Here is a 23800-nt window from a genome sequence, read left to right as displayed (position 1 = left end):
CGCGACACCTGGCTGCGGTATTAATTGACCACAAGTTCTGCATGCAACGCCCCGGCAGCATCAATAGCCTTAAGAATATCAATCAAGTCTCGTGCCGACACGCCCAAGGCATTAAGACCGGAAACCAGTTCCGACAGCGACGACGTCGCCTCAACCTCTGCGAACCCGATGCCGGCCTCTTCCGTGATTTCAGCAACGCTTTGCTTAACAAAAACCGTTTCTCCCTCAGAAAACGGGTTCGGTTGAGACACCAAAGGCGTTTCCTGAACGCGCAATGTCAGGTTCCCCTGAGAAACTGCCACTGTTGAAACCCGAACATCCTCGCCCATCACGATCGTTCCTGAACGATGGTCGACGACCACACGCGCCTTACCGTCTGACTCCACCGTGAGGTTTTCAATTCTGCTTAACAGTCTCGCCGGATTGATATTTTGAATGCCGGACAAATCAAGCATGACCGTTCCTGCGTCCTGTATCTCTGCAATCTTGCCTATACCGCTGGAGTTTACCGCATGTTCAACGCGCGATGAGGTCGTGAAATCAGGTTGTTTCAACGCCAGCCGAATACTGCGAAGGCTTGAGAAATCAAAGTCGACCTCTCTTTCGACGCGCGCACCAGATGGAACAGATCCCGAGGTCGGGACGCCTTGAACGACAGATGCGTTTTCAGCCTGCGCCGCGATACCTCCCGCAATGACCGAGCCTTGCGCGACAGCATAGATCTCTCCGTCTGCAGCGCTAAGCGGGGTCATGACCAATATTCCTCCCATCAGGCTCTGCGCATCGCCGATAGCAGAAACGGAAACGTTGATCTGACTGCCAGATCGCGCGAATGGCGGAAGCACGGCTGTTACCATGACCGCTGCTACATTTTTAGGTCGAAATTGGTCCGATCCGACATTAACCCCCAATCTCTCGAGAAGCGTAACCATCATATCTTCAGTATAAGGAGCATTTCTCAGGCTATCCCCCGTGCCGTTGAGACCAACAACCAAGCCGTAGCCGACCAGATCATTCCCCCGGACGCCATCAAACGAAACCAGGTCCTTCAGCCTGACACTCGCCGAAATCGCCGGAAAAGTGCCAAACAGTTGCAAGAAAAGACAGATAAAAAAGGTTCTCAAAGGTATTTGGCCAAGCTGAGCTTCGACAATCTTGCGGTCAACGCATAAAGAGCCTCAAGTTGAGAAGATGTCTGTAAAATCCGGCTGCTTGCTTCGTAACTATCTACTGCAACAAGTTCCGAGCGCTCGATCTCAAGCTGTGCGGACATATATTGCAAACGTGCCAATCCCCGCTCAATCCGCTCCTGTGAACTACCAAGCTTCGAGCGAGAAAGTGTCACCTTAGAATTCCCATCCAGCAGCGCCGCCCCCCCTGCCTGCATCATCATCGTTCTGGCATCATGATCATCCTGAAATGCACCTCTGGCAACGAGGGCACCTAGAATAAGGCCCCGAAGTACATCCCGTACGCCGGGATCATTTGCTTTCTGAGCGAACTCTATTGAGGTAGCGCCATCTGAGGTAGCGCCATCGAGCTGGAAAACATTATTCGCTGAATTCGCTCCATTATATGCCAAGTCTGTAAAACCACCGCTGCCCGGAGCAGCACCGAACCAGTTTTGCAATCTCTGGACCGCAACCTCTGCTGTCGCCGCACCGGAAATCTGCTGCTCTGCCATGTCTATAAGACGGTCAGCCGATACCAGTGGCGCTTGATCCACCATCGTTCCGGAAAAAACGAAGCGGCCCGCGACCTTCACATTAAGTGCATCGACCGCTTGCCTTAATTGGTTTTCGCTGGCAGCAGCCACAGTCGCGAGACTATGTTCAGAAAATAGAAGCGATGTAGAGAGCATATCGGCACCAGAAATACCCGCCGAATCTTGCAGCGTTTGCAACGCCGCCTGCATGGTCTCCGCCGTGGCAGTTGCTTCGGCGGAAATTTGCAAGCTAACTCTTGCACCTGCTAAGCGTCTTTCGATCGCTGAAAGCGTTATGATATCACCATTCAATTTCTTGGGTATATCGGTCGAGATCCCCGTGGTTACTTCCTGAGCCAGATGCTTAATATCGGTCTTTAGTCCAGCGTTGGACCTGCGTAGCATCACCATTTGCGATAAATCGCCGACAGAAACAAAGCTCATATTCATATCCTCAGGATGCTTTCCATCATTTCATCTACTGCTTGGATGACTTTTGCATTCGCCGCGTATGCCGCCTCTAACTGAAGCAGCATTTGCATTTCACGGTCGCTATCGACTGCGTCGGTAAAAATTGCGTCCTGAAGCGACTCCGTCAAGTTTTTTGCATGGGTCAGCCTGTTTTCTGCTGTCAACCTGGAGGATGAAGCATTTGACAATAACGAAGCTACCAGATTGTTCAGATCGCCTTGAGCACCATTCGTCGTGGCAGAATGGTAAGACTTGCTTTCTGCCAGCGCGTTTGCCATCGCCAAAAGAGTTTCCGATGCGCCGGCATCTCCCTGAATAGATGCAGCGATACCATCACGGATTCGCCATAAATTCCCGCCCTGCCCTTCATCAACGGCCGCGTTAACCCGCAGCCTTGTTGCCAGACCCGGTTCCTTTACAGGATCAAAGCTTCCGGTGCCGTCAATAAAAAGCCCGGCCATATCCGTCGTCAGAGTTGGGTCAGTCGCTGGGTCTGCAAAACGCTCGTAAAGTTCTCGCGCTATCACATCGATTTCTTTCTGGGCTTCGATTCCGTGTGTATCACGAACCTTAAACAGCGCTGAGAGGGAACCGCCCTTAAAAAGAGATATTTGCGCATCCGACAGTACTTCATCATCGATTGTTAGTCGCCCAAGCAACGTCGAGTCGGACGCCATCTCAGCTGTCAACTTGCCGGATGGGCGGAAATCAATCTGCGTTGGTGACTTCCCATCGAGCAGCACGGCGCCGGATGCTGTAAATAGCGCAATGCGCCCGTTTTCGCGTTCCATTTCCCTTACGGGGACTATTTCAGAGATCTGGTTGATAAGCTCCTGCCGCGTATCGATGAAGGAGGATGCGTCTCGCCCATGCGCTCGTTCCACAATAATTTGGCGATTTAATCTGGTGACCTCCTCTAGATTGTTCTTCAGTTTATTTACTTGCTGCGCGATCTTGCGATCGGCGGTGGTTCGGTTTTCCTGTATCACGTCGCTTACTGAGGCGAGCTTTTTGGTAAGCTCAGTGGCGGCATTGAACACGGCCCTTAACCGAACTGCACTGTCAGGACGGCTTGCGGCGGACTGCAGAGTTGTTTCTAGCTCAGTAAGATGTGCAGACAATGAAGTCGCGTCACCCGGAAGGCCGATTGCCTTCTCTAGAGACTGAAAAAATTCATGCGATGCGGTTGCCTTACCCAAAGCGGCGGAAGACAATCTGAGGTCTGCCAAGACGCTATCGGAAATGATCCGGACAATACGGTCTACTTGCACTCCGCCGCCATTTGCAGAGAGAGTCCGTGGCGAAAGCGAAACCTCCCGTCGGGCGTACCCCGGTGTCAGAGCATTCGCCAAGTTTGAAGAGACTACCTCAGTTCCTCGGGCAGCAGCGGTGAGTCCGCTAACTGCGTTATTCAAAGCGTTGGCGATGCTCATGACTCTTTAACCTCAGCGCTTGATGTTGGTGGTTTCCTGAAGCATTTCATCCACGGTCTGAATGACCTTGGCGTTGGACGAATACGCCCTTTGGGTTTGGATCAGATCTGTCAGTTCGGCCGCGACATCTGTCGTCGACCCCTCTCTTGCGTAGCCGACCACCTTCCCGGTCGGCCCGTCACCCGCATCCCAAAGGAAAAAGGAACCGGAATCCGTGGACACCTGATAGGTCTGGTTATTGAGTGAGATCAGCCCGTTCGGATTAGGCACGTCTACCAGGGGGATTTGATAGATCGTGCGTATGAAGCCGGTATCATAAGTTGCGCGGATATAGCCTTTTTCGTCCACCTCAACAGCGGTCAGGTTGCCTACCGGAGATCCGTCCTTGGAAATATTCGTCGGCGCAAAGTCATCCCCGAGCTGCGTCAAACCGTTTGGATCGCCCAGCTTACCGATCGTTATCGTCATAGGATCACCCGGATAGGTAGCTGTTTTACCAACCGTCAGCGCCAGAGTTCCGTTTGTGGCGTTATATGCCGGGTGAACCGCACCGCCCGAATCCTGCACCTGGGCCAGCGTGCCGCCCTTGGTCTGATCGTTGGAGAATATCAGGGTCAGGGTTGCAATAATTGATTCATCTGCCGGCGTTGCCCCATCATCCGCTGTTGCAGAATCTCTGATCTCCATCGTCCATTTATTGGACATTCCGGTGCTGTGGGACGTGCTGGGAGTGAAGCTGACGCTCATCGATTCCGAGGTTCCCAGATTACCGAAATATTCGATTTTCGAGGTCAGCGCATCGGTGCTGCCGCCAGCCTCTGTTCCAGTGGCGGGCAGGTTGATGCCAAGCGACATCTTCGTCGTTGGATCACCCGCCGTCTGGTTCGCATTGATAATAACCGGTTGAAGGCCGCCCATCGTGTCGCGCGGCATCAGCGGAATTTTTCCATCCGCATTTGCAGGCCAGCCCAGAAGGACCAGCCCCGATTCTGTACGCAGAACGCCTTCATCATCGGTCCTGAATGACCCGGTCGTCGTCATCATCATCGGCTTGTCGCCGAAATCACTGCCAATCGCGACAGACGGCATGACCGGCAGCATTCCCCGACCGGAAATGGCAAGATCTGTCGGATTGGACGTCGGCACAAGAGTTCCGCGCTGATCGATCAACCGGGCGGTTGAAGCCCGCACGCCGCCCGCCGAGTAAACACCCGCACCTCTCGCCTGATTGATGACCATTCCTTCGAAATCGGCGATGACGCGCTTGTACCCGTACGTGCCCGAATTGGAGATATTGTCCGAAATGCTGGCAAGCCGGGTCGCGTTTGCAGCCAGACCTGCAACACCTGCATTCAACGAGGACGAGATTGACATACATGTACCCTTTGTCTGAGTCGTTTGTGCAAGATTTGAGCGAGAAAGTTTAAGTTCACCCTAACTGTCGCCCCCTCATCGGTGCTGATTAAGTAAAATAACCTCAATCCGGTTATTCGAGGCCGCCGCAGGGTTCGCCGGGGTGCTGCGGCGATCGGCAAAACCTGTAACGCGCTGAATGCGGTTGCTGTTGAAGCCGGCGTTCTGAAGCATCTCGCGGACGACATTAGCGCGGCCAGTGGACAGTTTCCATTCAGGCGAATCCGCCAGCACAACCGGATATGAGCGAACATATCCGTTGATGGCGATTTCATTCCGGGTGCGTGACAGGACCCTGCTCAGAATATCGGCCAGATCCCGCAGAGCCGCGTTTGGCTGAGCGGTTTCCTGTTTGAAAAGCGGTTTTCCGACCAGATCGGTCAGTTCGATGACCAACCCCTCATCCGTCACACGCGTAACGACATGGCGCAGAATATTCGCCTTTTGCATGGATTCAGCACCAATTCCGGCCAGTTCGTCCTGAAGATGCCTGTTCAGCTCCTCCATCGGGGAGGGCTGGCCGTCATTCTGAACATCAAGAGGCTGACCCGCCCCATCGCCTTGGCTGCTTCCCTTGTCACCGGTGCCGGAGAGGCTTCGTACCACGGTCGGGCTGAAATAATCCGCCAATCCGGCACGCTGCTGCTCAGTCGTGGCGTTGAGCAGCCACATCAGCAGGAAAAAAGCCATCATCGCGGTCACGAAATCTGCATAAGCGACTTTCCATGCACCGCCATGATGTCCGCCGCCTTCTGACAGGGTGATCCGTTTTATGACTGGTGCAGCATTGCCGCTTCGCGTCGCCATTCTTTCATTCCTGATCTACAGCTTCATCCGACACCAAGACTGAAGAAAAATTCCAGAAAACCAAGTTAATGGGTAAAATGCAGGGCATTTCCTTGCCCCATTGGTTGCGTTGGGTTCACAAGCATTCACGACCGCTCACGATGTTACATTTTGGGCGCAATCAGGCCTGAACCGAACATAAGGTGCGGCAAGCCCTCTTGATGCCGGAACCGGCATCCGTATCTTGGCAACATGAAGCGCCCCGATAACTTCGATCTCAGCACCGGCGAAGGACTTGTCGCCTGCCCTCGATGCGACGCACTGCATATCGAGGAGGAGCTGGCGGATGGCGAAACAGTGCGCTGCATACGCTGCGGCGGTGTCCTTGCCCGGCCTCAGGCAGGTGCCTTTACCCAGATCATTGCGCTGGCCATAACGACAATGGTGCTGATGTTCGGTGCCATTTTCTTCCCGTTCCTTGAAATTTCAAGAATGGGTCTGGGGCATGGCACGTCGCTTTTCGGTGTGGCAATGGCGTTCTCGGATGGGCCGCTTGCACCTCTGACCATCGCATTGCTTGCGACAATCGTCGGATTGCCTGCATTGAGATCCGCTCTTTTGCTTTATACGCTTTTGCCATTGGCGCGGGGCAAGCCGGCCTATAGCCATGCCGTTCAGGCCTTCCGGCTGTCCGAGCAGTTGAAACCCTGGTCGATGGCCGAGATTTTCGTCATCGGCACCGCCGTGGCGATGGTAAAGGTTGCCGGTCTTGCGACGATCAGCTTCGGCCCCGCCTTCTGGGCGTTCTGTGCGCTGATTTTCGTGAATATCGCGAATAGAAGCTTCATGTGCAGCACGACGATCTGGGACGCGATTGAGGATTCCGGTGCGGCCACCGACGGGCGCGAGCAGGTCGAAGCTGCATGAGTGTTACCGGGGGACAGGGCGGCGGCGCCGCCAGTCAAACAGATACTGACGCTGTCAGAGGCCAGCACGGCCCGATTCTGACCGCGCATCGGGCAAACCTGCTGGGTTGCCGCAGTTGCGGTCGGGTCTGGCCGGCAAACGAAACGGATTGCGCACGCTGCGGCGCTCCGCTTGTGCCGCCTGACCGGCGCGGATTGCAGGCCGTCTGGGCATGGCTGCTGGCGGGGATCATTTTCTATATCCCGGCAAATATCATGCCTATGATGACGACATCCTCGCTTGGCAGGGGCGGAGATCAGACCATTATCGGCGGTGTGCTGACACTGGTGCGGCATGATTCATGGTTTGTCGCAGGCGTCATCTTGGTTGCGTCGGTCATGGTACCGATCGGAAAATTCGTCGCCATTACCTGGCTTGCGCTTGTCGCCGGAAAGCCCGCGACCGAGGAAGCCGCGCATAACCGGCTTCATATCTACGAAATCGTCGAATTCATCGGACGATGGTCGATGGTCGATGTGTTCGTCGTGGCAATCCTGTCCGCGCTTGTTCAGCTTGGGTTTATCGTTTCGATCAAGCCGGGCCCCGCCGCAGCGTCATTTGCGCTGTCGGTTGCGTTTACCATGCTGGCAGCGCAAAGTTTTGATCCACGCCTTATCTGGCGCGGACTCCCTCTTAATCGCCGGAAGAAATTGAATGAGTGACGAAAACGCCCCGCGCCCCTCTCATCCGGTGCGGCGGACAGCAGCCCGCGCCGCGCGGGCAGGGTTTTCCCTGGTCTGGCTGGTCCCGATTATTGCGCTTATCGCGACGCTCGGGCTGGCCTGGAATGCCTACTCAGGCCGTGGAGAGCTGATCTCGATCGTATTCCGCGATGCAACGGGGATCACGCCGGGCGAAACGACGCTAAAATTCCGTGAAATTACCGTTGGCGAGGTTGAGGCCGTCCGCTTTACCGAGGATTTGCGCAATGTCGTCGTAGAGGTCCGCGTCGATCCCGATGTCGCGCCCTATATCGACGCGGATGCCGAGTTCTGGATCGTCCGACCGGTTGTGTCGGCACAGGGGATCTCGCGGCTGGATACGGTGCTTTCGGGCATGTTCATTGAGGGCTTCTGGGATTCCGAACGCGGAGAAGCGGAGACCGAATTTGTCGGTCTGGACAGGCCGGCACTGACTCGCAGCGCCGATGAGGGCACATGGGTCACGCTGTCCTCACCCGGAGCCAAGGGTCTGGCGGAAGGTGCGCCGGTCACGTTCCGGGGGCTGGAGGTCGGACGGATGGAAAATCTCCGCCTGTCGCAGACGGATGAAACAGTCCTTGCCGATGTGTTCATCAATGCGCCGCATGATCAGCGACTGACCACCTCGACCGTCTTCTGGGACACGGCGGGTTTTTCGGTGTCGCTTGGTGCGCGGGGACTCAGCCTGAATGTCGATTCGCTGTCGAAGCTGGTGCAGGGCGGGGTTGCGTTCGCGACGCTTTCCTCTGGCGGCGATCCAGTACAAACTGGGCATGTCTTCCCGCTGCAACCCGACGAAGAAACCGCAAGAACCAGCCTGTTCGGGTCTGCCGAGGGCGATTTGCGGCTGAGCATACTGGCCGATAACGACATTGCCGGGCTCTCGACCGATGCGGACGTGATCTATGAAGGGCTGACCATCGGGCGGGTCACGGAAATCAGCATCGATGTCGATGAATCCCGCGAAGAAACCGAGCGGGTCATGCAGCGGATCACCTTCGTGGTGTCACCGGCAAGGATCGGGCTGGAAAGCGGCGCGACGCATGAGGACGCGCTGCAATTCCTGCAGGACCGCGTCGCCGAGGGCATGCGTGCCCGGGTAACGTCCTCGGGGTTTCTGGGGACGTCGATGGTGGTCGAACTTGTCGATCAGCCGGATGCGCCACCGGCGGCTCTGGATATGGCCGCCGAACCCTATCCGATCATTCCTTCGCTGCCACCCGAGGTCTCGGATCTCAGCGCATCGGCAGAGGGTCTGCTGAGCCGGGTCGGCTCGCTCGATATCGAGGGTCTGCTGAAATCGGCCACCAACGCGCTTGATGCGATAACGCAGGTTGCGGCATCGCCCGATACGCAGGCCGTTCCCCGTGCGCTGCGCGAAACTCTGGAACAGGCGAGGCAGGCGGCCGAGGATCTCAGCAGCATCACCACCGATCTGCGCGAGACCGGCGCCGCTGTCAGCCTGACACGCGCACTTGACGAGGCCGGACGTGCGGCAGAAGCCGTCAGCCTCGCCGTCGCGGATATACCTGCAATGGTCGAGCAGATGGATGAAACCGCTGAAGCCGTCGAGGATTTCGACTTCGCGCAGATCTCAGCCGAGGTCGCAGCGATCCTTGCCGATATCCGCGCGATGATCGGCTCGGAAGATGCCGAGCAGCTTCCGCGAAATCTCTCGGACACGCTTCAGGCCGCATCCGGTCTGCTGAACGATCTTCGTGATGGCAATGCTGTCGGAAGCCTGAACCAGACGCTTGCATCGGCACGGGTTGCGGCGGATGAGTTTGCAACAGCAGCACAGGACCTTCCGGACATGTTCAGGCAGTTCCAGCGTCTTGCGGCACGCGCCGAAGTCGTGATTGCAACCTATGGCGAAAACGGTGCGGTCGCGAATGACGCCCGCACCATGATCCGCGAACTTGGCCGCGCCGCCTCATCCTTCGGATCGCTTGCCCGTACAATTGAGCGCAATCCACGCGCCTTCATTCTGGGACGATAACATCATGCACCGTTTACATCTCGGCATCGCGCTGTCTGCTCTTTCCCTGTCGCTCTCCGCGTGCGGCGACGGGACCGGCACGGCACGCTATCCCATCAACCCTCCGACCTCTCCGCAAGTTGCGGGCGACCAGCTTGGCGCAACGGAATTGCTGGAAGTCTCCTTGCCGGATTACGCCGCCAGCGACGAAATCGCCTGGCAGGATGAAGATGGCGCGATCCGCTCCAGCACCAAGGTGCTTTGGGCGGATGAGCCGCAGCGCGCCTTTACCCTGACTCTGGCCCGTGCCATTTCGGAAATATCGGGTGCCTCGGTCATCCCCGAGCCGTGGCCGCTTGCATCGCCGCCGCAGCGCAAGCTTGATGTGCGGGTGGAACAGGCGTTGGCGGCAAATGACGGGTATTTCCGGCTTCGGGGTCGATATTTCCTGTCGGCAGAGGGCAGCGGCGCGGGATCTCATCACACACGCGCCTTCGATATCGCCGTCCCGCTTGAAAGCGATGCGCCGACAGCCATCAGCAACTCGGCATCTCAGGCCATCACCTTGCTGGCCGAGCAGATCGCAACGCTGGGCGGACCGGGAACCACAATCGTGGCGACACGGCCCGTCAGCGCAGACCCCTATGCCGATCTGCCGCCCCTGTTCTGAGGCGGCAGTTACGAAACCGGCTTTGCCGGGCGTTTGCCGGAACGATCAGGCCCCCGGCATCTGAGCCAGATTTTCCATGATCTGACCATGCAGGGCGGGGCCGGCAATGACCACCCCGTCGATCCGCGCATCCTGCCCGTTAAAGCGCATCGGCTTGCCATGCATATTGGTGACGACTGCCCCCGCCCGCGCGGCAATCAGCGCCCCGGCGGCGATATCCCATTCCCAAGCCGAGCGCAGCGACATGATCGCATCGAACCTGCCCTCGGCCACCAGACATAAACGCCACGCCAGAGAGGGGCGGAAACTGCGCTTGAAACCCGGCGGCTGGCGGTCCTTCCAATAACCCGGATCGAGAACCGACTTGCTGGCCAGAATATCGGCATCGGCCAGCGTTGCATCACTGGGCCTGATCGGAGTTCCGTTCAGCATCGCCGGACCCTCCTCGGATGCCGTATATGTCAGACCCATTTCAGGCAGATGGACCACAGCGGCGACCACATGATCGCCACGGGCGATTGCGAGGGAATGCGAGAACCCCTGCTGGCCGTCGATAAAGGCGCGGGTTCCGTCTATCGGATCGATGATGAAGCAATGCGAGGCATCAAGGCGTGAGGCCTCATCCTCGCTTTCCTCGGACAACCAGCCGTAATTCGGTCGCGCCTCAGTCAGCCGCCGGAACAGATGTTCATTCACTGCCAGATCCGCCTCGGTCACGGGACCGGCGCCTGCGTCCTTTTCCCATGTCTCGGGGTCCTGACGCCAGAATCTGTGCGCGATCTCTCCGGCTTCCTGCGCCGCTTCGATCAGAAGCTTCAGATCACGCTCCGGCAACTGTCATCCCCTCGACAAGCAGGCTTGGCACTCGGACCGAGCGCCACATCCGCGCATCATTCGCGGGGATCAGCCTCAGCAGTATGTCGCGCAGATTGCCCGCGATGGTGCATTCATTCACGGCATGGCTGATACGACCGTTCTCGACCCAGAAACCCGCTGCGCCCCGCGAATAATCGCCTGTTGTCGGGTTGATCGAGCTGCCAAGCAACGAGGTCACCACCAGACCGCGCCCCATCTGGGAAATCAGATCGTCCCGGCTTTGCCCGCTTTGCGTCATCACGATATTCGACACACCCGGAGCAGGAGGCCCGCCCAGACCGCGCACCGCGCTTGCGGTACTTTCCAGCCCAAGCTTCCGCGCCGTCGCAAGATCGAGGCTCCATCCCCGCAGGATCCCGTCGCTGACGATATCGCGCGGCGCAGTCGGCAGACCCTCAGCATCGAAAATGCGCGATGAGGTCATCCGGGCAAGATGCGGGTCTTCGTGGATCGTGATGCCCTGAGGCAGCACCTGCATGTCCATCGCATCTCTCAGCCAGCTTGAGCCGCGCACAATGGCCGCACCGTTCACCGCCGCCAGAAGATGCCCGATGAGCCCCGATGAGACACGCTCATCATACAGGATCGGAAATGAGCCGGTTACCGGCTTGCTTGCACCGCTGCGGGCAACGGCGCGTTCGGCGGCCAGACGCCCGACCTCTTCCGGCTCCGGCATGTCTTCGTCCCAGATCCGACCCTCTCCGGCATGATCCCGCTCCATCTGCTGACCCGTTCCGCTGATCGCGGTGCAGCTTACCGAGCGGTAATTGCGGACATGACCGCCTTCGAAACCATTGCTCAGCGCAAGCCATGTGTCGCGGGTGGTATAGCTGGCCGAGGCGGATTCCACCGTGCTGACCCCATCCGTATCAAGGGCGGCAGCCTCGGCCCGCAGCGCACGCTCTTCCAGCATGGCGGGATCGGGTTCGGCTCCGGGATCGTAAAGCTCAAGCGCGGAGGCATCCAGATCCCGCATCAGTTGGTCGGGATCGGCCAGACCAAGACTGTCATCAACCGGCGCGGCCTGCGCCATCGCAACGGCGCGACGCGCCATGACGGCAATCGTTTCCTCGGTGTGATCGGCGCCCGAGACGCTGGCCTGCCGACCACCGACCAGAACCCGCAGACCGATTTCGACCCCTTCTGCGCGTTCGGCATGTTCCAGCCGCCCCGCACGCACATCAATACCCGTGGCCGAGGCGCGGATCGCCAATGCCTCGGCGTCGTCAGCCCCCGCGTCACGGGCAGCCTTCAACATGGCATGTGTAAGCGATTCCAGCATGATGTTCCCTTCCTCGTTTACCGGCCGATCTGTACGAAAAGACGGGAATCCCTGCACAAACACAACAGCATAATGGACTGGCCGCCCCGCATATGGACGACCAGTCCGGTTCTCGGTGCCGGGTTCTTACTTTACCTGCTGGCCATTGGCAAAGACAGCACCACCCTCGCGGAACTCAAGCTCGGTGGTTAGGACCTCGGGGTTTTCGGCATCAGGCTGAGCGAACATCATCAGCATCATCCGCGCACCCATCATCTGTTCTTCCGGTATCAGCCCGGCAGATGCCAGCTTGTCCAGCAGACCGTTCACACCCTCGAACCGACCGCTGACAGTGCCGACGGGCGAGGCCAGATTTGACCCCTCGGTCCCTTCAAGCCGACCGGTGATCTTTGCATCCGCGCCAAGCATGCTCAGCGCGATATTATTGATGTTGAGCAGCTTGACCTGCCCCGGAGTCGTGCTCGCTTCCATCGCCTCGGGGTCCAGCAGGTTCATGTTAAGAATGGCCTGACCATCGATATCGACATCCAGCGAGGCAGGGTCGCGCGGCAATGCTGCTTGCGGGTCGAACATCGACCAGAGGCTTTCGGACAGTTCGAGACCCTGAAAACCATAATTCGCATGGAAATCCTGCGGATCCGGTTTTGCGGCAACCGGGATTGCGACATCGAATTTCGCGCTGTCCGCGCTATAAGCGATAGGCATGTTGCTGCTGGCAAGATTCGCATCGACGCTGAAAACACCGGCGGAACCGGCATAGCGCAGCTCATCGCCGCTCAGCCCGAAATCGACCGCCAGATCCTGAGAATCCCAGCTTGCTTTTCCGCCCGCGCCTTCGGATTCCCCGGTTTTGTTGACAACATCGAAATCAGCCTGAAACTCGCCGATTTCCGTCTTCCCGCTGATATCAAGCCCGGAACCGAGTGCAGCGACGATATCCGCACCCATATTGCTGCCCTCGGGCACGATAAGATCGCTGATAACGTCGATCCCGGCAGCTTTCATGCTGGTTGTGAACGAGACGTCTTCATCCTCGAACGCGAAATCAATCGCCATTGTCGCTGCCGTGACGTCCTGATGCAGGGTCAGCGGACCGTCTTCCTGTATCCGGTCGGTCCCCTTGATCTCTGTCACCGTCAGCCGGCCCAGATCTTCCTTCGGTTCCTCATCCTCGACCTGAAGACGATCAAGCGACACTTCCAGAGACGGGAAAGCATAGTCGTACACATAGGCCGCACCGTCTTCGCTGATCGTCGTCGAATCGCCAGGCACTTTCAGCGTGAACGCGACTTCAACCGGGCGGGTCTCCATTTCGGCGACAGCCTCGGTCGCGGGATCTGCCGGAGCCTCCGCCGCGTCTTCGGTCGGTGCCGCCGCAACATCTTCATCCGCCGCCTCGGCTGCCCCATCCGCAGCTTGCACGGCGTCTTCTTCGGGCGGAACCGGCACCTGCATGAGAATGGTTCCGGCAGCTTCGTCCGACATATTCAGCGAAACGGTTCCATCGCCATTATCGGTCAGAACCATGTCACCGAAACTGATCTGCAAATCGCTGTCCGGAACCTGCTGCCTCACGCGAAAATCACGGACGGTCAGCGTATCGCCGGACTCATCGAGCGCTGCATTTTCGACGGTGAAGCCATTCGCCTCAAAATAGCGGCCCATCTGTTCCCAAACGGATTCGGGGGTAATTTCGGCCACAACCGGGGTTGCCGACAGGATCAGGCCAAGGGCGGTTGCGGAATAAAAGCGTTTCATTGGGTCTACCTTGTTATCGAGCCGTGAATCTTAGGACTCCAGTTCAACGCATGAAGCCCGGTTGAGATACCGGATCATTGCGCAGAAATCCGTCAAATATATTAAAGCAGTGATAGCTGATCGGTTTCGGGGGGCCAACTCGCTGGAATCGAATATTTTATGACAAACAAGTGTAGTCACCGGGCTGCCGTCATATTCCTGACGGCAAGCGCCGGTCGCAGTTAAAGAACAGGAAATGGCGGATCCGCAAGATCAGCTATAGACGGATTCCTTGCCGAAATGCTTGGTCAGCTGATAATAGACGACCGCACGATATTTATTGCGATTGGCGCTGCCGTAATCGTTAAGCACTTTCTTGATAGCATCCATAAGCTCCGGCCCGTCAGCGCAGCCCAATTTGCGAATCAGGAAATTGTTCTTCACCCGCTCCAGCTCTTCTGCGTCGGTCCCGGCAACCGTCTCGGCATCCGCGCTGTAGATCGACGGCCCGCATCCGATCGTGACCTTGGTCAGCAGATCCATATCGGGCGTTACACCCAGTTTGTCCTTCATATCTGCGGCATATTTGGCAATCAGATCGTCACGCTTGCTCATCCCAGGTCCTTCCCTTGAGGGTTATACATTTGTTAATGACAGGGAGGTTAAAGAGACAATCTGCGCCGGTAAAGCACTGCGTTCTGGAAGCTGGCCTTTAGCGCGGCAGCCTGTCGAAAAAGACAGCTACGACAACGGCATCAAGGCACCTTGTTGCATGGGTCAGCCTTCGGACGCAATCGCGCCTTTCTCCTTGAATCTATGCGACACGTTTGAAGACCGCACGACCGATGCGGGTCATGCGGTTGAGTGATTTTGTGGTGATCTTATTTTCTGTGATTTGGCGGTCCATTTCCCTGGCGTTTAGCCTTGGGCCGATGACGAACTTGCGGCGCCCGATCTGGGCTTCGACGAGGGCTCGAGCATTGTACCCCGTTGCTGACTGCCACGCCATTCGGCCATGCTCGGCGATATGCTCTATGTGAGCGTCGCGCCTATCGCTCAGGCCAGGGACTGCGGTGATCGGCGGGGGGATGGTGATCTCGACATCGGGTCCGAAAGCCTCGCTCAAGCAGTTGGAAACCCCGGTCCCGTCATAGGCTCCGTCAGCAAGGATGCGGGCCACCGGGGTTTCGATCCCGGCGATGAGTTCAGGCAACGCGGTTTCGTCGCCGACCTGGTCTATGGTCAGCAGCGAGGCGATGATCTCGCCGCTATCAGGATCGTATCCGATGTGCAGTTTGCGCCAGGATTTGCGGGTCTTTCCCGTGCCATGTTTGACCTCCTGCCAGCCTGAACCACGGTGGATCTTCAGGCCCGTGCTATCCACGATCAGCGTGACTGGGCCTGATGATTTCGGCCTGTCGTCCACGACCGAAAGGCCAATCGTGCGCCGCGACAAGGTCGAGAAGTCTGGAACCGGCAACTCCACGCCCATCAGTCCAAGTAGCGACCGGACGAACCCCTGGGTTTGGCGCAACGGCTGGTGAAAGATCAGCCCCAGCGTCAGGCAGGTCTCGATCGCGAAGTCCGAATATTTCGGCCGGCCCCCGCGACCCTTTCGTTTCGGCGCTGACCACTTCCCGGCAGTCCCATCCTCGATCCAGATCGTCACGTCCCCGCGACGGCGTAAAGCCTCGTTGTAATCCGACCAATTGGTCACCGCGTATCTCGTCTTGGGAAACTTGTCGCGGCGATCAGCGTTGAATTTATGCGGCATCGCACGCTACCATCAAAACAACAGAGCGCACTTTCTCGCCGAAATCAGCGACCCATGCAACAAGGTGCCGTATAGACTAGGATCGCTCCAGGGTTTTCGATGCCATGCCGTTCTTGGTAGATCACCATCCTGATGCCACCTCAACTATTTGGGGCTTCGAGAATACAGAGTATGTGGAGTTCGCCAAAAGAAGTGAAATTTTGCTTGCCAAAAAAGTCGCAGCCCTTAAAGCGTCCGGCTGAAAGCCTGAATCTCAAGGGGTTCCCATAAGATCTGATTTGTGATTCATCCTGATTGGGATGATGGATCATGTCAGCACCTTTGCCAGATGCGCTTCGGGCGCGGTTTCAGAAGTTGGTTGAAGAAGGGTTGAGCGGGCGCACGGCGGCGTTGCGCCTGAAGCTCTCGCCTGCCACCGGGGCGCGGTGGGGCCTTGCGATCCGACGCACGGGACAGGCCAGAGCCGCGCCACAGGGCCGCTCTCGCGGCAAGGGTAAGCTTGATCCTCATCGCGCCTTTCTGGTTGAACTGATCGATCAGGACGGTGATGTGACCATGCCCGAACTGGCCGGTGCGCTGGCGGATGCGACCGGCGTTCAGGCGCATCCTGACGCGATTGGCCGGTTCCTGCGCAAGCTCGGGTTTACTTACAAAAAAAGACGCTGGTGGCCACCGAGCGACGCCGCGCAAGGGTAAAAAAGCAGCGCGACTATTGGGTCAAGCACCGCCTGCCAGCCGTGGCGGCCCAGCCAGAGCGCGTTGTCTTCATTGATGAAACCTCTGTCAAAACCAATATGACCCGTCAGCGTGGATGGTCGCAGCGGGGCGAGCGGCTGGTGATGGATGCGCCCTTCGGATCATGGGGGACGCAGACCTTCATCGCAGGCCTCAGCGCCGACGCGCTGATTGCACCGTGGGTCATCAAGGGGGCGATGGATGGCGAAGCCTTTCGAGCCTACGTTGAGCAGGTGCTCGTGCCGGAACTGGAGCCGGGCACCGTTGTCATCCTCGACAACCTTGCAACACATAAGAACGCCGCAGCCGCCAAAGCCATGCGCAAAGCCGGATGCTGGTTCCTGTTTCTGCCGCCCTATAGTCCCGACCTGACCCGATCGAGATGGCATTCTCCAAACTCAAGGCACACCTGCGCAGAATCGGTGCGCGGTCCTTCACCGACATGTTCCACGCTCTCACGGAAATCTGTGATCTCTTCAAACCAGAGGAGTGCTGGAACTACTTCAACGCTGCCGGATATGTCTCAGGTTAAAAGCCGGACGCTCTAGAGCGCGGGAGACAGGCGAAACCAGCTGACTTTGGGCAGGAAAGCGCGTGACTTGCGCTATCTGTATCAACTCAACAATTTACTCCAATCCAAAGGACGTCCTGAGCGTCAGAGACCGGACTGCGTCATGAGCTCGTCAAAAAATCTCGTCTTTGTTAATATTCCAAAGGCCGGTGGTTCGTCGGTTCGAGAATTTATAATGTCGCTGGTTCCCTGCGAAGATATTTACCACAATCTGACCTGCATCGCCATCAGGGCAGAAGCGCTTGACGGTCGCGTTCCACTATGTGCCAGTAAAACGCCCACCGTCGCACGGAAAAGCCGTTGGCGTCAGAGCCTTCCCGTCTGCTTCTGATCAGAATTTAGCCTGAAGCTTGAAGTTCACACTGCGTGGTTCACCATAGTAATTGAACACAGAGCTGCTCCCTACACGTTCGTAATACTCCTTGTCGAGCGCATTATTGACCGTCAGCGAAGCCTGAACCTGATCGGTAACGTCATAGCTTGCCATCAGATCCAGCACAGCATAGCCGGGCGCTTCCACATCGGTTGCGGTACCCCCTCGGCGCACAACGTTCTTGAAGTTGCTGAAGGCGGTGATGCCGCCGCCGATCTGCCATTTTTCCATGCCCGCACGCTGGAAGCGATATTTTGTCCAGAGCTGCAGCATATGAGCAGGCGTATAAAATTCTGATCCGTTGGCAAATGTCGTGTCGATGAAATCAGTGTCAGTATAGGTATAGCCCGCAGTCAGCTCCCATCCGGGCAGAGGCGAACCGCTGATCTCTGCCTCAAGGCCACGCACGCGGGCTTCGCCCTGAGCCAGCGAGTATCCCGGATTATCGGCATCTCCGATGGCACGGTTCTTGTCCTTGAGATCGAAATAGGCCGCAGACGCGAAGAGGCCCGGGCGAAGTTCGGATTTAACGCCCAATTCGTATTGGCGCCCGGTGCGCGGCTCGATCAGGTCACCGGAAGCGTCCGTGTCTGCCTGAGGCTGAAAGATCTCTGTATAAGAAGCGTAAACAGAGATCGTGTCGTTGATATCCTTGATAAGGCCCAGATAAGGCGTGAACTCGGAGTCCTCGTCAATCTCGGTGGTCGTCGTCGCACCGGTTGCCAATGTGGTTCCAGTGATGTCTGCATCATACCAGCTCAGCCGGCCGCCGGCGATCGCGGTGGTTGTCGGCGTTGGTTTCACACGCCACTGCGCATAAAGACCCGTCTGGTTGATTTCGCGTTCTTCTTTGGATGAAAAACCGGCATCCGGCCGGGCGACAGACGTGTTCCAGTCATAGATATTGAACGTACCCGGGATCACACCGACACCGTTATACATGGTACTGTCTATGCGGCGATGATCCATGCCTACGATCAGATTGCTTTCCGACCCGAAAAGCTGGAACGGCTTGCTGATATAGGCGTCCAGCGAAAGTGCATCCTGATCGTAATCGCGGTTGAGCCAACGCATTCCACGGACGTCACCATTCGCCGCCGCAGCGGCTGCTGCATAGCCATATAGGAAATCGGCCTCGGTGCTGGAATACAGCGCGGAGACTTTCACATGTCCGCCATCCGCCATCCGGTATTCATACTCGGCAATATAATCGGTGACATCATTGTCAAAATAATTCCAATCGGCGCCTGTATAGATGTCACGATCCACATCCAGCAGTGAACCGTCCTCATAGGTTGGCAAGCCATTGAACGGGGTGATCTCGCGCAATCTGTGGTTAATCGAAAACGTCGCCGTGCTGTCCGGCGTCAGATCCGCTGCCAATGTGCCGTAGAGTACCTTGGTCTTGTTGTCGACATCATCGACCCAGTTATCTTCGTCTCCATAGGCCCCGACAATGCGCCCGCGAATGGTACCGCTTTCGTTCAGGGCGCCGGTTGCATCGGCCTCGATCCGGCGATGATTCCATGAGCCGATACGACCGGTAATACTGTAAGCGGGAACATCCTGTGCCTGCTTCAGGCGCATATTGATCGCCCCGGCGGGCTCACCGGAACCGACGAACAGACCGGACGGGCCACGCAGCACCTCGATATGGTCGACAGTCGCCATATCGGCCTGACCGCCATAGATACTGTCCAGCGGGCTTGGCAGGCCATTGAGATAAAGCGAATCGAACTCGAAACCACGCGAATACAGCGATGATCTTCCGTCGTCATTGGCCAGCACGAACAGGCCGGGGGTTTCACGCAGGGCGCTGTCGAGCGAGGTGTAATTGCCGTCCTCCAGCCGCTGATGCGTGACCACAGTGGTCGATTGCGGCACTTCGCGCTGCGTCCGGGTATCCTTGTCTCCGATGCTGATATCTTCCGAAGCGTAGCTGCCTGTCCCTTCGGTTTCATAGATGGCGTATAGCGTTACGGTATCCAGCACCATCGGCGTGGTTTCCTGTGCGCTCGCCTGAAGGGCTGCGAGCATGCAGGTGCTCAGCGTGAGGGAAGTACGCAGCAAGGAAGATCGGGAGCAGGACATGAGAATCACCAGTGAAAGAGCGCCATATTGTCGATAGATTTAGTTGGTTAAATACGCTGACTTTACAAGTGCCGCGGAAGCTGTGCCGGGCGCTCGTTGCTTATTGGTCACGCAAGAGCGCCCTGGCAATGCGGGCTAGGCTCAGGACTCGTTCTTGATCATAACCAGAAGATGACGGTCGCGGCGAGCAGGATTGCAGAGAAGAAGGTCTCGGGGCAACGGTCGTATCGGGTGGCGACGCGCCTCCAATCCTTGAGTCGGCCGAACATGATTTCGATGCGGTTGCGGCGTTTGTAGCGCCGCTTGTCGTATTTGACGGGTTTCTTGCGCGACTTCCGACCCGGGATGCAAACCTTTATCCCCTTGTTTTTCAAGGCATCTCTGAACCAGTCGGCATCATAGCCCCGATCGGCCAGCAGCCAATCCGCCTCCGGCAGGCTGTTCAGAAGTGCCGCTGCCCCGGTGTAATCACTGACTTGTCCGGCGGACATGAAGAACCCTATCGGCCGGCCCTTCGCGTCGGTGACGGCGTGCAGTTTCGTGTTCATGCCGCCTTTCGTTCGCCCGATCTGGCGCCCGCGCCCCCTTTTTTGACCCGCAGGCTCGAGGCCGTGCGGTGCGCTTTCAGATAGGTCGCGTCGATCATGATCGTATTGTGTTCGGCACTCTCGGCGGCGAGGCCCACCATGATCCGGGCGAAGGTCCCGTTCTCGCTCCAGCGCTTCCAGCGGTTGTAGAGCGTCTTGGCGGGGCCGTAGTCCGTCGGCGCGTCGCACCATCGCAAGCCATTACGATTGATGAATATTATGCCGCTCAGCACACGCCGGTCGTCAACGCGTGGCTTGCCGTGGGATTTCGGGAAATAGGGTTTCAGACGCTCCATCTGCGCGTCAGTCAGCCAGAAAAGGTTGCTCATAAATCAGGTCTCCTTGCAGAGCCTGAATCACGCAAACAGCCCGAAATCAATGGGTCTGGAGCCTAGGTAGAGTGTGCATCCCAACTGGGAGGTAAGACCACGCAACAGTTCTGTTGCCAGCTTTCGCTGTTGATATGTACCCTCCCAGTTTCCTGTGCTGCGATCAGTCGCCGCTTTCACCGTGGTTCTGTGGCTGGTCGCGCAGCTCTGCGACCGCCTCGGCGCTGATCGGGGGGGCGTCATTGCCCCAGGCCGAGCGGATGAAGCTGGCCAGTTCCGCTACCTCTTCATCCGACAGCCGGTCGGCATAGCCCTGCATCACCAGATTCATTGGTCTCAGATCCGTGGATGGCACCGAAGCGCCATTCAGGATGATCGAGATCAGTGGGGAGGTTTCGGACCCTGTAACAAGATCGTTTCCGGCAAGAGCCGGGAAGATCTCTGGTGCTCCGCGTCCGGTGACGAAATGGCAACCCGCGCAATTATCCAGATAGAGCCGCGCACCAAGCGGCATATCCGGCGAGGCAGAGGCCAACATTTCGGCGGTTTCCGCTCCGGCCTCGTCCGCATCCGGCACGGCGATGGATTGCGCACCGTCCTGCATCAGCGCGTCCGGGATTTCGACCTCATCCCCATCCATGCCCTTCAGGAAGGCGGCGATGGCGATATTGTCGTCGTCAGTGAGATGCTGAAGCGAATCGCGGACGACAAGCCCCATTTCGCCATTCGCGGTGGAATGCGCATTCCGCCCGGTCGCGAGATAACGCGCCATCTGCACGACGCTCCATTCCTGCGACACGGATCCCGGACCGCGCAAAGCGGGCGCGTTCCAGCCACCGACTACGCCGCCGGTCAGGAAACCGTCTTCGGCGAGAACCGCGCCGTCCTGTGCCATGAAAGCTGTCCGCTGGCTGTGACAGGCGGCGCAATGGCCCGGTCCTTCGACAAGATATTGCCCGCGATCTTCGATTGCGGACTTGCCGGCAGGTTCGAAACCGGCCTTATCCGTCAACGCCAGCCAGTTCCAGGCGCGGATGCCGAAGCGCATATTGAATGGGAAATCAAGACTGGTTTCGGCGACCTCATTACGGACCGGCTCTACCTCGTTCATGAAATAGTCGTATAATCCGCGAACATCCTCTTCGGTCAGCCTGCGATAATTTTCGTATGGCATCGCCGGATAGAGATGCGCCCCATCGGCGCGGATACCGTCATACAGGGCCGCCCGGAACTGATCGAGCGTATAGTTCCCGATTCCGGTTTCCTGATCCGGCGTGATATTTGTCGACCAGATCGTGCCCATCGGGCTTTCGACCGGCAAACCTCCGGCGAAGTCCTGTCCACCCTCTGCGGTGTGACAGGCCAGACAGTCCGAGGCATACATGGCATATTCTCCCGCACCTTCCTCGGGTTGCCAGTCATCGGGCAGTTCGGTGACCGGGCCCGTGGTCCGGACCGGCAGCAGAATAAAGGCAAGCAGAAGAACGAGGCCCAGAAGCGCCAATGCGGCAAGGACACGCAACAGTTTGATCATGGCGTTTCTCCTTCCTCAGACCAGTGGGCGGGGGTTGGACAGATATTGCGAGCGGATCGCGTCGGCTGTCCAATAGGCCAGCCCGCCGACCAGACCGGTCGGGTTATATTGCGTGTTCTGGACGAAATTGCCCGCGCCCGTGACAAAGAGATTATGCGCGGCCCAGCTTTGGCAATATCGGTTGACGACACCCTCGCGCGGGTTTTCCGACATGATGTGGCCGCCCGTATTATGTGTCGACTGATAGGGCCGCACGTCGTATTGCGCCCCTCGCACTTTGAACCCGGAATCCATCTGATCCGGGCTCATGGACGCGCCAACCTCTTCCATCTTGGCCTTCATGAACTCGTTCATCCGCAGGTCGTTTTCCTGCCAGTTGAAGGTCATCCGCATCAGCGGGCGACCGTGCCGGTCCTTATAGGTCGGATCGAGGTCCAGATGATTGTTGCGATAGGACAAGTTCGATCCATGAGAGCCGATCGACATGGAATGCCCGTACCATTCCTTGATACTCGCCTTCCAACCCGCTCCCCATGACGCGGTGCCGGAGGGCAGGCGCATCGACCGGATCGGCTGACCATTGGAGGTCCCGGCCCGCCAATAAGCGCCGCCGATAAAACCTTCAGCGCCGAAGTCAATATTGTTCATGCCGAAATCGTCGATGGCCATGCCATTCGAGCCGTGGCCGACGAATGGATTGAAATGCTCATCCTTGAAGAACAGCGAGACCCCGCCATTCATCTGGTAGCCATAGCTTTTACCCGTCACGCCTTCACCGGTGCGGGGATCGTAGGGCGTGCCGATCTCGGACAGCAGCAGCAGATGGACGTTATTCAGCTGATAGGATGCGAGGATGACGATATCGGCAGGCTGGAACACTTCTTCCTGCGCATTTTCGTCGAAATAGGTCACGCCGCGGGCGGTCTTGCCGTCCTCAGCCATCTCGACCCGCAGCACTTCGGCATGGGTGCGGTAGGAAAAATTCGGCTTGCGCTTCAGCGCGTCCAGAATCGCCGTCTGGGGTGAGGCCTTAGAGTACTGATAGCAACCGAAACGTTCGCAGAAGCCGCAGAAATTGCACGGCCCCATCTGCATCCCATATTCGTTGATATAGGATGTCGACGCAATGCCTGCCGGGGCCGGGAAGGGGTGATACCCCATCGCCGAGGCCGCTTCGCCAAACTTCGCCCCATCCCAGGTCGTTGCATTCGGGGGCATCGGGAAATCGCGTGACCGCCATCCCTCGAAAGGATTGCCGCCAGCGATCTTCCGGCCGTTCAGATTGCCTGCCTGACCCGAGATCCCCGCCACATATTCGAACCTGTCGAAATGCGGCTCCAGCTCGTCATAGGTGACCGGATAATCGCCAAGAAGCATCCCTTCCGGGATAATTTCTTCGCCCCAGTTTTCGGTGACATAGCTGCGCAGCTTCAGCTCTTCCGCCTGCGGCCGCCAGTTCAGCCCGTTCCAATGCGTCCCCGCGCCTCCGACGCCGTTGCCGGGCAGGAACGAACCCAGCTTGCGATAGGGCAAAGCGGTTTCGTCCTGATTGCGGCGAACGGTCAGCGTCTGCTGGCTGGGTTGCTGCATCAGCTTGGTGCGCACGCCATAGCGCAGCTCGTCGATCATATTCGGGTATTTGAAGTTCGGAACCGTGTTCTGATCCGGCCCGCGTTCCAGTGCGACGATGTCCAGCCCTTCCTGCGCAAGTTCAATGCCCAGTATCGAACCCGTCCAGCCAAGGCCGACAATGACGACGTCCTTTTTCTTTTCCTCACGCGCCATGAC

At 57.8% G+C, this 23800-nt stretch carries 18 protein-coding genes and 1 pseudogene; 5 read left to right on the top strand and 14 right to left on the bottom strand.

Features of this window, described 5'->3' with window-relative positions:
- Nucleotides 1–20: 20 nt before the first annotated feature.
- The 5 genes from PAE61_RS16335 to PAE61_RS16315 all read right to left on the bottom strand — a co-directional run bounded on the left by PAE61_RS16335 (nt 21) and on the right by PAE61_RS16315 (nt 5829).
- The gene (locus tag PAE61_RS16335) at nt 21–1097 is read right to left on the bottom strand and encodes a flagellar basal body P-ring protein FlgI (protein ID WP_271113396.1); all 1077 of its coding nucleotides are present in this window, start codon (nt 1095–1097) and stop codon (nt 21–23) included.
- A 23-nt stretch (nt 1098–1120) separates the two neighbouring features.
- Nucleotides 1121–2149, bottom strand: a complete 1029-nt coding sequence (locus PAE61_RS16330; protein WP_271113395.1) for a flagellin — start codon at nt 2147–2149, stop codon at nt 1121–1123.
- Nucleotides 2150–2151: 2 nt separating this feature from the next.
- Nucleotides 2152–3609 carry a flagellar hook-associated protein FlgK gene (gene flgK / locus PAE61_RS16325; RefSeq protein WP_271113394.1) on the bottom strand — a complete coding sequence of 486 codons (1458 nt, stop codon included), beginning with the start codon at nt 3607–3609 and terminating at the stop codon, nt 2152–2154.
- A 12-nt stretch (nt 3610–3621) separates the two neighbouring features.
- Nucleotides 3622–4983, bottom strand: coding sequence for a flagellar hook protein FlgE (locus PAE61_RS16320; RefSeq protein WP_271113393.1), 1362 nt, complete (start codon nt 4981–4983; stop codon nt 3622–3624).
- 75 nt (nt 4984–5058) lie between these two features.
- On the bottom strand, nt 5059–5829 hold the full coding sequence (locus PAE61_RS16315) for a flagellar motor protein MotB (protein ID WP_271113392.1): 771 nt from the start codon (nt 5827–5829) through the stop codon (nt 5059–5061).
- A 231-nt stretch (nt 5830–6060) separates the two neighbouring features.
- Between PAE61_RS16315 and PAE61_RS16310 the strand changes: the two genes are divergently transcribed.
- From PAE61_RS16310 to PAE61_RS16295, 4 genes are read left to right on the top strand one after another with little or no spacing between them, the layout of a single operon-like run.
- Nucleotides 6061–6735, top strand: coding sequence for a paraquat-inducible protein A (locus tag PAE61_RS16310; RefSeq protein ID WP_271113391.1), 675 nt, complete (start codon nt 6061–6063; stop codon nt 6733–6735).
- Entirely contained in the window at nt 6732–7436 is a 705-nt protein-coding gene (locus PAE61_RS16305; RefSeq protein ID WP_271113390.1) for a paraquat-inducible protein A, read from the top strand. Before PAE61_RS16310 ends, PAE61_RS16305 begins: the two co-directional genes overlap by 4 nt.
- Nucleotides 7429–9474 (top strand): PqiB family protein, encoded by a 2046-nt coding sequence (locus PAE61_RS16300; RefSeq protein WP_271113389.1) that lies wholly within the window; start codon nt 7429–7431, stop codon nt 9472–9474. The genes PAE61_RS16305 and PAE61_RS16300 overlap by 8 nt, the downstream gene beginning before the upstream one ends.
- 4 nt (nt 9475–9478) lie before the next feature.
- The gene (locus PAE61_RS16295) at nt 9479–10123 is read left to right on the top strand and encodes a PqiC family protein (RefSeq protein ID WP_271113388.1); all 645 of its coding nucleotides are present in this window, start codon (nt 9479–9481) and stop codon (nt 10121–10123) included.
- 45 nt (nt 10124–10168) lie between these two features.
- Here the strand turns inward: PAE61_RS16295 and PAE61_RS16290 are convergent, their stop codons facing one another.
- The 5 genes from PAE61_RS16290 to PAE61_RS16270 all read right to left on the bottom strand — a co-directional run bounded on the left by PAE61_RS16290 (nt 10169) and on the right by PAE61_RS16270 (nt 15792).
- Nucleotides 10169–10957 (bottom strand): 3'(2'),5'-bisphosphate nucleotidase CysQ, encoded by a 789-nt coding sequence (locus tag PAE61_RS16290; protein ID WP_271113387.1) that lies wholly within the window; start codon nt 10955–10957, stop codon nt 10169–10171.
- Nucleotides 10944–12281: a TldD/PmbA family protein gene (locus tag PAE61_RS16285; protein WP_271113386.1), complete on the bottom strand. Its 1338-nt coding sequence runs from the start codon at nt 12279–12281 to the stop codon at nt 10944–10946. Before PAE61_RS16285 ends, PAE61_RS16290 begins: the two co-directional genes overlap by 14 nt.
- Before the next feature lie 126 nt (nt 12282–12407).
- Complete coding sequence (locus PAE61_RS16280) at nt 12408–14039, bottom strand: DUF2125 domain-containing protein (RefSeq protein ID WP_271113385.1); 1632 nt, start codon at nt 14037–14039, stop codon at nt 12408–12410.
- Nucleotides 14040–14291: 252 nt separating this feature from the next.
- Complete coding sequence (locus PAE61_RS16275) at nt 14292–14633, bottom strand: DUF2853 family protein (protein WP_271113384.1); 342 nt, start codon at nt 14631–14633, stop codon at nt 14292–14294.
- 199 nt (nt 14634–14832) lie between these two features.
- On the bottom strand, nt 14833–15792 hold the full coding sequence (locus tag PAE61_RS16270; RefSeq protein WP_271113369.1) for an IS5 family transposase: 960 nt from the start codon (nt 15790–15792) through the stop codon (nt 14833–14835).
- A 309-nt stretch (nt 15793–16101) separates the two neighbouring features.
- On the opposite strand from PAE61_RS16270, the pseudogene PAE61_RS16265 reads away from it, so the two are divergent.
- Nucleotides 16102–17059, top strand: a pseudogene (locus PAE61_RS16265) (IS630 family transposase).
- 370 nt (nt 17060–17429) lie between these two features.
- Here the strand turns inward: PAE61_RS16265 and PAE61_RS16260 are convergent.
- From PAE61_RS16260 to PAE61_RS16245, 4 genes are all read right to left on the bottom strand, one after another.
- Nucleotides 17430–19508 (bottom strand): TonB-dependent siderophore receptor, encoded by a 2079-nt coding sequence (locus tag PAE61_RS16260; RefSeq protein ID WP_271113383.1) that lies wholly within the window; start codon nt 19506–19508, stop codon nt 17430–17432.
- A 212-nt stretch (nt 19509–19720) separates the two neighbouring features.
- Nucleotides 19721–20478, bottom strand: a protein-coding gene (locus tag PAE61_RS16255) for an IS5 family transposase (protein WP_271112274.1) whose coding sequence is annotated in 2 segments (ribosomal slippage) — nt 19721–20142 and nt 20142–20478 — 759 coding nt in all. Because the reading frame shifts where the segments join, the coding sequence is not laid out codon by codon here.
- Nucleotides 20479–20641: 163 nt separating this feature from the next.
- Nucleotides 20642–22012 carry a cytochrome c gene (locus PAE61_RS16250; RefSeq protein WP_271113382.1) on the bottom strand — a complete coding sequence of 457 codons (1371 nt, stop codon included), beginning with the start codon at nt 22010–22012 and terminating at the stop codon, nt 20642–20644.
- Between the two features lie 15 nt (nt 22013–22027).
- Nucleotides 22028–23797: a GMC family oxidoreductase gene (locus PAE61_RS16245; RefSeq protein WP_271113381.1), complete on the bottom strand. Its 1770-nt coding sequence runs from the start codon at nt 23795–23797 to the stop codon at nt 22028–22030.
- Nucleotides 23798–23800 lie beyond the last annotated feature (3 nt).

This window comes from Paracoccus aerodenitrificans (assembly GCF_027913215.1).
GTDB lineage: Bacteria > Pseudomonadota > Alphaproteobacteria > Rhodobacterales > Rhodobacteraceae > Paracoccus > Paracoccus aerodenitrificans.
The sequence above is the reverse complement of the archived record's forward strand: the minus strand, read 5'-3'. Positions and strand labels throughout refer to the sequence as shown.